Here is a 12,351-nt window from a genome sequence, read left to right as displayed (position 1 = left end):
AAATGACTGAATTAAAAGTTACTTTAATTAGAAGTGCTGCGCACCGTCTACCTGACCAAAGAAAAATCGTTAAAGCTCTTGGCTTGGGTAGAATCAATAGTACAGTAACTTTACCAGATAACGCTACTACACGTGGTGCGTTAATGAAAATTGCTCATTTGATCTCTGTTAAAGAGACAACTAAATAATTAAATAAGGAGGTGCCGAATTAATGAAGCTTCATGAATTACATGCTGCTGAAGGTTCACGCAATACTAGAAAACGTGTTGGACGTGGTACTTCAAGTGGTTACGGAAAAACTTCTGGCCGTGGACAAAAGGGACAATTATCCCGTCAAGGTGGTCATACACGTTTAGGTTTTGAAGGTGGGCAAATGCCACTATTCAGAACCATGCCTAAACGTGGTTTTAAGAATGTTAACCGTAAAGAATACGCAATTATTAATTTAGACGACTTAAACAAATTTAAAGATAATAGTGAAGTAACTGTTGCTAGTCTTAAAGAAGTTGGCTTGGTAAAGAAAGAATTATCAGGTGTCAAGTTACTTGCTAAAGGTGAGTTAAAAGTCAAGTTAAATGTAAAGGTTAATAAAGTTTCCGCAGCTGCGAAAAAGGCAGTTGAAGCTGCCGGCGGATCTGTTGAGGTGATCTAATGTTTTCGACTTTGAAGAACGCCTTTAAGGATAAAGAAATAAGAAATAAAATTTATTTTACACTCTTTATTCTTTTGCTATATCGCATTGGAGCTAACATTACTGTTCCAGGTGTTAATGCAAAAGCGATCACTCAGGTTGCACAAACTGGCCTAGTTCCAATGCTAGATACTGTTTCTGGTGGTGGATTAGATACTTACTCTATTTTTTCTCTAGGAGTTTCCCCGTATATTACAGCACAAATTGTTATTCAATTATTACAAATGGATATTATTCCAACTTTAGTTGAATGGGGAAAGCAAGGTGAAGTTGGACGGCGTAAGACTAATCAAGTCACTAGATGGCTTTCATTATTTGTGGCATTCGTTCAAAGTGTTGGAATTACTCTTGGCTTTAACGCTTTGACACAAATGGGGCTTGTTAAGTCACAAACGCCACAAACCTATGCTGAAATTGCAATAATCATGACAGCAGGAACAATGCTGTTAACTTGGCTTGGTGATGAAATTACTGATAAAGGTCTGGGAAATGGTGTTTCAGTTATAATTTTTGCTGGTATTATAGCTCGACTTCCACGTGGTCTTTGGCAGTTATATAAAGATGAAATTATCAATAATAGTGCAACTGATCGTTGGCAAGGTGTTGTGTTCTTCATTGCGATTATCATTGCAGTACTTGTCGTAACACAAATAGTTACGTGGGTTGAACAAGCAGATCGTCGTATTCCAATACAATACACTAAACGTGCGACTGTAAGTGGCTCTGAAAGTTTCTTGCCATTAAAAGTTAATGTTTCAGGTGTTATCCCTGTAATTTTTGCTAGTTCATTCATCATCACTCCAGCAACAATTTTAATGGCCTTTCAAAGATCTCAAGGTGACCAGCAATGGTACAAAATAATGACTAATATTTTTAGTATGCAAACTACGACTGGCGTAATAATTTATACACTCTTAATAGTATTGTTTACATTCTTTTATGCTTTTGTTCAGGTTAATCCTGAAAAGCTATCAAAGAATTTACAAAAACAAGGAGCTTATATTCCAAGCGTTTGGCCAGGTAAAGATACACAGGATTATGTTTCTAAGCTTTTAATAAAGTTGTCAACAGTTGGTTCTGTTTTCTTAGGCTTAGTTGCCTTACTACCACAGCTTGCTACTAACTTTTGGGACTTACCAAGTTCAATAGGTCTAGGAGGTACTAGTCTTTTAATTGTAATTGGGGTTGTTTTGGAATTATCTCGCCAAATTAACGGATTGTTAATGAAGAGAGAGTACGTTGGATTCATTAGATAGGAACAAATAAATGATTAACTTATTTCTTTTAGGATTACCGGGTGCTGGCAAGGGTACAGTATCAGAACAAATTGTCGATAAATATCATCTAACTCATATTTCAACTGGGGATATGTTTAGAGAAGCAATGGCTAATGAGACCAAAGTTGGTCTTGAAGCTAAAAGTTATATTGATAAAGGTGATCTAGTACCCGATGAAGTTACTGCTAGGCTAGTAGAGGAACGTTTAAATCAGCCTGACATCAAAGAAGGGTATATTTTAGATGGTTTTCCAAGAACAATTGTTCAGGCAGAAGCTTTAGAAGGCATAACTAAGCGACTTAACAAGCCTTTGACTAAAGTTATTTCATTAGAAGTTAAAGAAGAAACCTTGGTTAGTCGGCTATCAGCACGCTTTATGTGCAAAAAGTGTGGCGCAACTTATAATAAGATTACTAAGATGCCTAAAGTTGAAGGTATTTGTGATCGTTGTGGTAGCCATGAATTTTATCAACGTGAAGATGATAAGCCTGAAGTAGTAAAGAATCGTTTACAAGTTAATGAAAAAATGAATACACCTTTGAAAGACTATTATCAAAAGAATGGTTTGCTGACTATTGTTAATGGTGAACAAACTCCAGAAAAAGTCTTTGAACAAGTTGATGCGGTATTAAGTAAAAAGGAATAATTTGTATATTTATTTATCCGTGTTATAATTTCAAAGAATGACTGTTTAAATGCGGAGGAACAGCTTTGGCAAAAGATGATGTCATTGAAGTAAAGGGTAAAGTAGTTGATACTTTACCTAATGCTATGTTTAAAGTTGAATTGGAAAATGGGGCTGAAATTTTAGCACACGTTTCCGGTAAGATTAGAATGCATTATATTCGTATCTTACCAGGAGATCGCGTGACTGTAGAACTTTCTCCTTACGATTTAACAAAAGGTAGAATTACTTATCGGTTTATAAAATAATAACGGAGGGAAACATGAAGGTTAGACCATCTGTTAAACCAATGTGTGAACATTGTAAGATTATTAAAAGACATGGTCGTGTAATGGTTATTTGCCCTGCAAATCCAAAACACAAGCAGCGTCAAGGTTAAAAATAAAATAGGAGGTGCAATTTATGGCACGTATTGCTGGTGTTGACTTACCAAGAGATAAAAGAATAGTTGTTGCATTAACATATATTTATGGTATTGGTGAACCAACAGCTCAGAAAATTTGTGCGGATGCTGGTGTTTCTGAAGACATACGTTCAAAAGATTTGACTCCAGATGATCAAGAAAAGCTTCGCGCAGAAGTTGATAAATACCGTGTTGAAGGTGACTTACGTAGAGAAGTCAGCATGAATATCAAACGGTTAATTGATATCGGTTCTTACCGTGGTATGCGTCACCGCCGTGGACTCCCAGTTCGTGGTCAAAATACCAAGAATAACGCACGTACTCGTAAGGGTAGTAAGAAGAATAAATAAAATAAGGAGGTTTATTGATGCCTAAAACAGCACGTAAGCGTCGTGTGAAGAAGCACGTTGAAAAAGGCGTTGCTCACATTCATTCTACGTTTAATAATACTTTAGTCATGATTACCGACGTTCAAGGTAATGCAATTGCTTGGTCATCAGCCGGAGCTTTGGGCTTTAAAGGTAGTCGTAAGTCTACACCATTTGCAGCACAAATGGCTGGCGAGGCAGCTGCTAAGAGTGCCATGGATCAAGGTATGAAGCATGTAGAAGTTTCAGTTAAGGGTCCTGGTGCTGGTCGTGAATCTGCTATTAGATCACTGCAAGCTGCTGGGTTGGAAATTACTGCAATTCGTGATGTCACCCCAGTTCCTCACAATGGTTCTAGACCACCAAAACGTCGTCGTGTCTAATTTTTTTCTTAATAAAAGACGTTGCGTTTTGAAAGGGGTCTAGTAATGATTGAATTTGAAAAGCCAAATATTACCGTCGTGGACCAAGAGAAGTCTTATGGTAAATTTGTTATTGAACCACTTGAACGAGGCTTTGGTACTACTTTAGGTAACTCATTACGTAGAGTTTTACTAACATCTATTCCAGGTACAGGATTAGTATATGTTCAAATTGATGATGTCTTGCACGAATTTTCAACCGTTCCTGGTGTAAAAGAAGACGTTGCCAAAATAATTCTGAACCTGAAGAAGCTTGAATTAAAGTCTTTTTCAGATGAACAAAAAATTATTGAAATTGACGTTGAAGGTCCAGCAGTTGTAACTGCTGATGACTTTAAGGTTGACGCTGATATTCAAATATTAAATCCTGACCAATATATTTGTACCATTGCAGACGGTGGACATTTGCATATGCAAGTTGCCGTTAAGAATGGTCGTGGTTATGTTGCAGCAAGCGACAATAAGAGTGAAGACATGCCAATTGGTGTTATTCCGGTTGATTCTCTTTTTTCACCAATCGAAAAAGTTAATTACCAAGTTGAATCAACTCGTGTTGGTAAGAGAGACGATTTTGACAAGCTCACTTTAGAGATTTGGACTGATGGTTCAATCAAGCCTAATGACGCCCTAAGTTTTGCTGCCAAAATTTTGGCAGAGCACTTTAAAGTGTTTGAAAATGCTGATACAAGTACAAAATTTAACGATGTAATGGTTGAAAAAGAAGACGATACAGCAGAGAAAAAGCTTGAAATGACGATTGAAGAGCTTGACCTTTCTGTTCGTTCTTATAACTGTCTTAAGCGAGCAGGCATTAATACTCTGCAAGAATTAACCGACAAAACAGAAGCAGACATGATGCGTGTACGTAACTTAGGCCGAAAATCATTAGAAGAAGTTAAAAATAAATTAGCTGACCTAGGACTTTCACTTCGTCAAGAAGATTAACTGAAAAATAAAAGGAGGTAAACTGAATGGCATACCGTAAATTAGGTTGGGATAGTGCACATAGAAAAGCAATGCTTAGAGAGATGACTACCCAATTAATTATGAATGAACGCATTGTTACTACTGAAACTCGTGCTAAAGAAGTACGCAGAACTGCCGAAAAGATGATTACTTTAGGTAAACGTGGTGACTTAGCAGCTAGAAGAAAAGCTGCTGCCTTTGTTCGTAATGAAGTTGCTGACATCCATGAAGAAAAAGATGCAGTTGTTGTTAAATCAGCTTTGCAAAAACTTTTCAGTGATATCGCACCTCGTTACAAAGATCGTAATGGTGGTTATACCAGAATTATGAAGTTAGCCACTGCTCGTAAGGGTGATGGTGCTCCAATGGTTATTTTGGAATTAGTTTAATTTGAGAGTAACCAAAACTTAATAGCTATTAAGAATTATCCATGAGAGTGAGAATAAGCGTTAGGATGATGACGAAAGTTTAGTCTAGCTTAGATAATGCATATTATCCCTCCTCATGGGTGATTTTTTTTGCCTTTTTTTGGTACAATTAACTCATACCTTAGGAGGCCAAAAGCATGACGATAGATAATATTATTAAAATTAGAAATGTGAGTTTTACTTATCCTGATGCTAAAGAGCCCGCAATTAATAATGTGACTTTTGACATTGAAAGAGGTTCATGGACTTCTATAATTGGACATAATGGAAGTGGTAAGTCGACTATTATTCGTTTAATAAATGGGTTACTTGATGCGGACGAAAATGCTAATTCTAAAATTGAAGTTGATGGAATTCGGCTCACCCAAAAAACTGTTTGGGATATACGGGACCGTGTGGGGGTTGTTTTTCAAAATCCTGATAATCAATTCGTCGGTGCGACAGTTGCAGATGATGTGGCTTTTGGATTAGAAAATCGAGGGGTTTCTCGCTTAGAAATGACGAAAATTGTTCCTAAAGCAATTGCAGCTGTTGGAATGAGTGAATATGCAGATGCAGAACCAGGTTCTCTTTCTGGCGGGCAAAAGCAAAGAGTGGCGATTGCAGGTATTATTGCCATTAAGCCTAAAATTATTATTTTAGATGAGGCCACATCTATGTTAGATCCCGATGGAAGAAGTCAGGTGTTGCAAGTTGTACAGCAAATGAAAGACAAATATGGACTAACTGTGATTGCAATTACACATGATATTGATGAAACAGCTTTAGCCGATCAAGTACTGGTAATGAATGATGGTCAGATAGTAACTCAGGGAAAACCTGAGTATGTTTTTAAAAAAACTAAGTTATTAAATGAACTAGGACTGACTGTACCATTTTTTCAACAAGTAAAGAAAGATTTGCAGAGCAATGCGATAAATATACCGGATACTATAAATTCAGAAAAAGAGTTGATTAATTACTTATGTCAATTAAATTCCAAAAAGTGAGTTATGTTTATTCACAAGGTTCTCCCCTTGAAAAAAAAGGACTAGATAATGTTAGTTTTGAGTTAAAAGATAATTCTTTTACAGCAATTATTGGTCATACTGGCAGTGGTAAGTCGACTTTAATGCAACATTTTAATGCACTATTAAAGCCCACTAGTGGGCAAATCGAAATTGCGGGTAGTCTTATAACACCAGAAACTACTGATAAGCATTTAAAAAAATTACGGCGGCATGTCAGTTTAGTTTTTCAATTTCCAGAAACACAGTTATTTGAAAATACAGTTCTTGATGATATTGCTTTTGGACCTAAAAACTTTGGCTATGATTCAGAAAAAGCAAAAGCTAGTGCGCAAATGTGGTTAGACCGAGTTGGATTACCAAAAGATATTGCTAATAGGTCACCCTTTGAATTATCAGGTGGGCAAATGAGACGGGTAGCAATTGCAGGAGTATTGGCCTATGAACCTGAAATTCTTTGCTTGGATGAACCAGGAGTTGGTCTTGATCCACGTGCCAGAGCAAAAATGATGCAACTTTTCTTTGAATATCAAAAAGCTGGCCATACTATTATTTTAGTTACGCACAATATGGATGATGTTGTAGAGTATGCCGATGATGTCCTAGTGATGGAAAAGGGACGCTTAATTAAGCATGATATACCGCAAAAAATATTTAATGATCGTAGCTGGTTAAAAAAGCATTACTTGGATGAACCAAGGGCATCATTGTTTGCTTCGCAACTAACGAATTACACATTTACTGATTTACCGCTAACAAAAAAAGAATTGATAGCCGGAATCAAGTATAATTTAAGGAAGTGAGCTTGTGAATAAAATTTTGATTGGCCGCTACATTGCTGGTGACTCGATAGTTTACAAAATGGATCCGCGCGGAAAGTTAGTTGCGACTATTCTTTTTATTTTTGTGATTTTTTTAGCTAATAATCCAGCTACTTATGCAATCCTGACAATTTTTAGTTTAGTAGCAGTTGCTGCTACAAAATTAAAAGGTAAAGTATTTTGGGATGGGGTAAAACCAATCATTTGGCTAATCCTCTTCACGTCATTGTTACAATTATTCTTTACCGTAGGTGGCAAAGTATATTGGCAATGGATGATGTTGGCGATTTCAAGTTATGGTATTATCAATGCAATTTATATTTTTATTCGTTTTACGCTTATTGTCTTAATTTCAACAGTTATGACAGTGACAACTATGCCCTTAGAAATTGCTGATGCGATTGAATGGTTATTAACACCGCTGAAATTGTTTAAGGTTCCAGTTGATAAAATTGCTTTGGTAATGTCAATTGCCTTAAGATTCGTGCCGACTTTATTTGACCAAACTTTTAAAATTATGAATGCCCAACGTGCACGGGGTGCAGATTTTAATAATGGCGGTTTGATAACTCGGGCTAGGGCAATTACGCCTCTTTTGGTTCCTCTTTTTATTAGTTCTCTTGAAACGGCAATTGATTTAGCAACTGCAATGGAATCGCGCGGCTATCGCGGTGATCAAGGGCGCACTAGATATCGAATATTGCAGTGGTCATTATATGATTTAATTAATTTGGTTTATTTTATAATTTTAGTTATTTTATTATTAATATTTAGGACAAATTAATGAAAACAAGATATAAGATGACTTTAGCCTATGATGGGCATTTATTTCATGGTTTTCAATCCCAGCCACACCAGCGCACTATTCAAAAGACAATTGAAGCAGCGCTTATTAAAATGACTAAGGGAGAAATGGTTCCAATTGAAGGATCTGGTAGAACTGATGCTGGCGTCCATGCTTATGACCAAGTTATTCATTTTGATTATCCTGGCAATAAAATTGCAGCCGAGCGAATGATTTATGCCCTCAATTCAATGATGCCATTAGACATTATTTTTAAAAAATGTGAAATTGTTGATCCAAGTTTTCACGTTCGCTATAGCGCTAAAGGCAAGTGGTATCGCTATCGAATGAGTTTAGATCGCTTTGTTGATCCATTTAAGCGCTTTTATACGGGTCACTATCCTTACCCCATTGACGTAGAAAAAATAAAAATTGCTGCTCAAGATTTAGTTGGGACACATGATTTTACGAGTTTTACTGCTAGTGGTGGTCAAATTAAGAATAAAGTTCGTACAATGTATTATACTGATGTTAATTTTGACCAGGAGGCCAATGAGTTAATATTTGATTTTATTTGTTCTGGATTTTTATATAATATGGTTCGGATTTTAGTAGCAACGTTATTAGAAATAGGTAATGGCAAACGACCAGTTAATGATATACCGCGGATAATAAAAGCTAAAGATCGTAATCAGGTTCGAGAAACGGCACAAGCAAATGGTCTCTATCTATACCACGTTTTCTATGAGGATGTTCCAATAAAATATCGGCAAGACAGTAAATAATATTGACTTTTTTTATAAAAGGACGTATTCTAATATGGTATGTTTGTCCACGATAGGCCCCGGAATCTTATTGTTTTCAAACAACGTATAAACGGAGGAAATTAAATTGCGTACTACACAATTAGCAAAACCTAATGAAATTGAACGTAAGTGGTATGTTATTGACGCAACAGATGTCTCTCTAGGACGTCTGTCTACAGCAGTAGCAACTATTTTGAGAGGCAAAAATAAGCCTCAATATACACCTAATGTTGACACTGGTGATAACGTTATTATTATTAACGCTGCCAAGATTAAGTTGACAGGTAAGAAAGCTACTGACAAAATTTACTACCACCACTCTGGTTATCTTGGTGGCATTAAGGCCACTCCAGCTGGTGAATTACTTGCTAATAACCCAGTTAGATTAGTTGAATTGTCAGTTAAGGGGATGCTTCCAAAGAATACTCTTGGTCATCAAGAATTTATGAAGATGCATGTTTATGCTGATGCTGAACACAAGCATGAAGCACAAAAACCTGAAGCATTAGACATTAACAAGTTAATCTAGGAGGTTACATAAATGGCACAACAAGTTGCATATGCAGGTACTGGTCGCCGTAAAAATTCAGTTGCGCGTGTACGCTTAGTACCAGGCACTGGTAAGATCACTGTTAATAATAAAGATATTGATCAATATATTCCATTCCCTAACTTAGTTAAGGATTTGAAGCAACCATTGACTTTGACTGAAACTGAAAATCAATACGATGTTAAAGTTAACGTTAATGGTGGGGGTTTTTCAGGTCAAGCTGGTGCAATTCGTTTGGGAATTGCACGTGCTTTACTTGAAGTTGATCCAGATTTCCGTAGCCCATTAAAGAAGGCTGGCTTCTTAACTCGTGATCCGAGAATGGTTGAAAGAAAGAAACCAGGTTTGAAGAAAGCCCGTAAAGCTTCACAATTTAGTAAGCGTTAATTCTTTATTGAATTTATACTGGTTAATTACTAGTAATTTTAAAAGCATCAATCTCTGGTTGATGTTTTTTTATACGAGGAAATATAAATTGATCAATGTTCAGATAGAGCTCACAAGATTTAGAATAAAAAAAGGTAAAGAAAAAAAAGCACAAGAGTGGATGGATTTTCTTAATCAGCATCATAAAGATACCGTTGCAACTATGGCTGGGGAAAAAATGTACATTGAAACTGTATTTAAAGAAGATAATCAAGATGGCTATACATATTTCTACTGGTATTCAATCCAAGGTATTGGGGGAAATGCAGTGGAAGAGTCTGGGAGCTATATTGATAAAAAACATTTAGAATACTGGGATGAATGTATTGATGAAAAATATCATCCAGTTGACATGATATTAGAACAAAGCCTATTAGCTCCTAGACTTGAGCAAATAATAAAAAAAGCAGAAAACTAAAAAGTAAAAAAAAGACGAAAGTTTACTTTCGTCTTTTTTTTTATTCATATCTTAAAGCGGTAATCGGATCGAGCTTAGCTGCTCGTCTAGCTGGCAGTGTTCCCGCTAAAAATGTAATTAAGCAAATAATTCCAATAATTAGTAAACTATTAGGCCAATTAAATTGAATTAGGGTAAAGCCATCGATTCCCTTTAAGAAAGTCTTCCTGGCAACTGAATTTAAGGCCTGACCTATCCCCATAGCTCCAAGTAACCCTAGAAGTGATCCAAATAAACCAATTAAAATTGCTTCACAACTAAAAATAGAAAAAACTTTGCCTTGGCTTAATCCTAAAGCTTTCATTAGACCAATTTCCCGTGTTCGATCACGAACTGACATGTAAAGGGTATTGATAACGCCAAAACTGGCAGCGATTAGAGCAATTGCTCCAAAAATAATCAATACACCTGTTGCAATATTAAAGGTTTGAAAGAGTTGCTTAACCGCATCCTTTAAAGTTTGGGCAGTGTAACCTTTTTTAGCTAATTTCTTTTCGATTGTTGCGATTTTATCAGGATTCTTACTAGTTGGTGTTGCGACAATTTCAACATAGCGATCTTTAAGTGCCTTAGGCATGCCATCTTGATTGGCTTTGATTATTTTTTGACTTAAGCCATGACTATAAACATTTTGACCGCTACTAATCATACTATCATTACGAATACCAACAATTTTAGCTGAAATTTTTTGTTTCTTTTTGGTAACGGGTGAATTAGTCACAAGTGTGATTGATTTTCCTAAAGCTTGCTGAGCATTGTGATAACCAAAGGCTTTCATCATTTGTTTAGTTAAAAGAATTTCTGATGAATTACCTGAAATTGCAACTTGTCGCCCGGCTTTTAAGTCATAAGCAATTCCCAGGGTTGGCTGAGCATCGATAACATATTTGACTTTATTAAGTCCTTGGACATAAGTAACGTTGCTATCCTTTAATGCTTTAATATCTTTTATACCTTTAACTGTTTTGATTTTCTTGAGGTCATTTTTAGTCAACATTCCGTCAGCATTATTGCTACTTTTGTTGGTATTGTATCTTTCTGGTGCACCATTACTATTGCCACTAGAAAAACTAGGAGCGATAATCATTTGCTCAGTATTACCAACGTTTCCAATTTGTTTGGTTAAGTAATTATTGACACCAGAATTAATCCCCATTGTAATGCTCAGGGTTAAAGCCCCGATTAGCACAGCGATAATTGTTAAAAATGTTCGCCCTTTGTTGTGCCATAAATTACTGGCAGCCGAGTTTAAAATATCGCGATACTTCATTATGCTCCCCCTTCAACTACTAGACCATCTTTAATTTGAATTTGTCTTTGACATTTTTGAGCCAGATCAGGATCGTGAGTAACGATGATTAAGGTAATTCCTTTTTCACGATGTAACTTAAACAAAATATTTTCTACCATTTCTCCGGTAGTTGAGTCTAAGTTACCAGTTGGCTCATCAGCAAAAATAATTTGTGGCTCATTAACTAGTGCGCGAGCAATACAAACACGTTGTTTTTGACCACCAGAAAGGTTACTAGCTTTATTTTGAGCTTTACTTTCAAGGTCAACCGCCCTGATTGCCGCTAAAGCCAATTCCTTGCGCCTTTTTCCCGTTACACCAGCAATTTTTAATGGCAACATTACATTTTCAAGAACGGTATCTTGAGCATTTAAGAAAAATTGTTGAAAGACAAAGCCAAAAGTTTGATTACGTAATTTATTTAAAGCTCGCCCTTTAATTTTGTTTGTTAGTTGGTTATCTAATAAAATACTCCCGGAAGTTGGTTGATCAAGAAGAGCCATAATATGCATTAAAGTTGATTTTCCAGATCCACTTTTACCAATAATGGCAACTGATTCACCTTTATCTATTGCTAAACTAACTCCGCGTAATGCATCAAACTTGGTTGTGCCTTTACCATAAGTTCTGACCACATTCTGAGTTTCTAATAAGCTCATTGTTCTCTCTCCTTTAGTGTTATATATAAATAATACACTATATTTAATAAAATTCAAGCTTTTATTAAATAAATATAAAATAATTTATGCTAAATGATAGAATGTTTTGCTTTATTCATATTATTTGCTAGTTTGCAAAGAGAAAAATACTTGCTAACATGAGATGAACCATTTCAGGGACGGAAGCAATGCTATTATAAAATAACAAAGGTAGGTAAAATGGAATTACAAGTTATTAAAAATGAATGGAATCAGTTTAAAATTAAGGTGGCTCAGATATATAGAAAAAAAGGTTAATTATTAAAAAGGT

Annotated in this window: 19 protein-coding genes; 17 read left to right on the top strand and 2 right to left on the bottom strand. The window is 35.9% G+C overall.

The window, feature by feature from the left end:
* The first annotated feature begins 2 nt into the window (after window positions 1–2).
* The 17 genes from rpmD to F5ESL0237_RS05810 all read left to right on the top strand — a co-directional run bounded on the left by rpmD (window position 3) and on the right by F5ESL0237_RS05810 (window position 10,052).
* The gene (rpmD, locus tag F5ESL0237_RS05890; RefSeq protein WP_122024896.1) at window positions 3–188 is read left to right on the top strand and encodes a 50S ribosomal protein L30; all 186 of its coding nucleotides are present in this window, start codon (window positions 3–5) and stop codon (window positions 186–188) included.
* A 23-nt stretch (window positions 189–211) separates the two neighbouring features.
* Complete coding sequence (gene rplO / locus F5ESL0237_RS05885) at window positions 212–652, top strand: 50S ribosomal protein L15 (protein WP_090092294.1); 441 nt, start codon at window positions 212–214, stop codon at window positions 650–652.
* Window positions 652–1,947 carry a preprotein translocase subunit SecY gene (gene secY / locus F5ESL0237_RS05880; protein ID WP_122022135.1) on the top strand — a complete coding sequence of 432 codons (1,296 nt, stop codon included), beginning with the start codon at window positions 652–654 and terminating at the stop codon, window positions 1,945–1,947. Before rplO ends, secY begins: the two co-directional genes overlap by 1 nt.
* Window positions 1,948–1,957: 10 nt before the next feature.
* Complete coding sequence (locus F5ESL0237_RS05875; protein WP_122024895.1) at window positions 1,958–2,614, top strand: adenylate kinase; 657 nt, start codon at window positions 1,958–1,960, stop codon at window positions 2,612–2,614.
* A gap of 65 nt (window positions 2,615–2,679) precedes the next feature.
* Window positions 2,680–2,901, top strand: coding sequence for a translation initiation factor IF-1 (infA, locus tag F5ESL0237_RS05870; RefSeq protein ID WP_090092290.1), 222 nt, complete (start codon window positions 2,680–2,682; stop codon window positions 2,899–2,901).
* 14 nt (window positions 2,902–2,915) lie between these two features.
* Complete coding sequence (rpmJ, locus tag F5ESL0237_RS05865; RefSeq protein WP_046307548.1) at window positions 2,916–3,032, top strand: 50S ribosomal protein L36; 117 nt, start codon at window positions 2,916–2,918, stop codon at window positions 3,030–3,032.
* 23 nt (window positions 3,033–3,055) lie between these two features.
* Complete coding sequence (gene rpsM, locus F5ESL0237_RS05860) at window positions 3,056–3,406, top strand: 30S ribosomal protein S13 (RefSeq protein WP_090092288.1); 351 nt, start codon at window positions 3,056–3,058, stop codon at window positions 3,404–3,406.
* Between the two features lie 17 nt (window positions 3,407–3,423).
* Complete coding sequence (rpsK, locus tag F5ESL0237_RS05855) at window positions 3,424–3,807, top strand: 30S ribosomal protein S11 (protein ID WP_090092287.1); 384 nt, start codon at window positions 3,424–3,426, stop codon at window positions 3,805–3,807.
* 45 nt (window positions 3,808–3,852) lie between these two features.
* On the top strand, window positions 3,853–4,791 hold the full coding sequence (locus tag F5ESL0237_RS05850) for a DNA-directed RNA polymerase subunit alpha (protein WP_122022133.1): 939 nt from the start codon (window positions 3,853–3,855) through the stop codon (window positions 4,789–4,791).
* Between the two features lie 26 nt (window positions 4,792–4,817).
* Window positions 4,818–5,201, top strand: coding sequence for a 50S ribosomal protein L17 (gene rplQ / locus F5ESL0237_RS05845; RefSeq protein WP_090092283.1), 384 nt, complete (start codon window positions 4,818–4,820; stop codon window positions 5,199–5,201).
* A gap of 176 nt (window positions 5,202–5,377) precedes the next feature.
* Window positions 5,378–6,229, top strand: a complete 852-nt coding sequence (locus F5ESL0237_RS05840; RefSeq protein WP_122022132.1) for an energy-coupling factor transporter ATPase — start codon at window positions 5,378–5,380, stop codon at window positions 6,227–6,229.
* Complete coding sequence (locus tag F5ESL0237_RS05835) at window positions 6,205–7,050, top strand: energy-coupling factor transporter ATPase (protein ID WP_122022131.1); 846 nt, start codon at window positions 6,205–6,207, stop codon at window positions 7,048–7,050. The genes F5ESL0237_RS05840 and F5ESL0237_RS05835 overlap by 25 nt, the downstream gene beginning before the upstream one ends.
* A gap of 4 nt (window positions 7,051–7,054) precedes the next feature.
* A complete protein-coding gene (locus F5ESL0237_RS05830) occupies window positions 7,055–7,852 on the top strand; it encodes an energy-coupling factor transporter transmembrane protein EcfT (protein WP_122024894.1) in 798 nt (265 codons plus the stop codon).
* Window positions 7,852–8,637: a tRNA pseudouridine(38-40) synthase TruA gene (gene truA, locus F5ESL0237_RS05825; protein WP_122022129.1), complete on the top strand. Its 786-nt coding sequence runs from the start codon at window positions 7,852–7,854 to the stop codon at window positions 8,635–8,637. The genes F5ESL0237_RS05830 and truA overlap by 1 nt, the downstream gene beginning before the upstream one ends.
* A 106-nt stretch (window positions 8,638–8,743) precedes the next feature.
* A complete protein-coding gene (rplM, locus tag F5ESL0237_RS05820; RefSeq protein WP_090092276.1) occupies window positions 8,744–9,187 on the top strand; it encodes a 50S ribosomal protein L13 in 444 nt (147 codons plus the stop codon).
* Window positions 9,188–9,199: 12 nt separating this feature from the next.
* Complete coding sequence (gene rpsI / locus F5ESL0237_RS05815) at window positions 9,200–9,595, top strand: 30S ribosomal protein S9 (protein ID WP_090092275.1); 396 nt, start codon at window positions 9,200–9,202, stop codon at window positions 9,593–9,595.
* Between the two features lie 88 nt (window positions 9,596–9,683).
* Window positions 9,684–10,052 (top strand): DUF6176 family protein, encoded by a 369-nt coding sequence (locus F5ESL0237_RS05810; RefSeq protein WP_228150092.1) that lies wholly within the window; start codon window positions 9,684–9,686, stop codon window positions 10,050–10,052.
* 40 nt (window positions 10,053–10,092) lie between these two features.
* Here the strand turns inward: F5ESL0237_RS05810 and F5ESL0237_RS05805 are convergent, their stop codons facing one another.
* Window positions 10,093–11,361: an ABC transporter permease gene (locus F5ESL0237_RS05805; protein WP_122024893.1), complete on the bottom strand. Its 1,269-nt coding sequence runs from the start codon at window positions 11,359–11,361 to the stop codon at window positions 10,093–10,095.
* Complete coding sequence (locus F5ESL0237_RS05800; protein ID WP_122024892.1) at window positions 11,361–12,041, bottom strand: ABC transporter ATP-binding protein; 681 nt, start codon at window positions 12,039–12,041, stop codon at window positions 11,361–11,363. The genes F5ESL0237_RS05805 and F5ESL0237_RS05800 overlap by 1 nt, the downstream gene beginning before the upstream one ends.
* Between the last annotated feature and the right edge of the window lie 310 nt (window positions 12,042–12,351).

This window comes from Lactobacillus sp. ESL0237, from assembly GCF_003692985.1.
Classification (GTDB): Bacteria; Bacillota; Bacilli; order Lactobacillales; family Lactobacillaceae; genus Lactobacillus; species Lactobacillus bombicola.
This window is presented reverse-complemented; position numbering and strand designations above follow the sequence as displayed.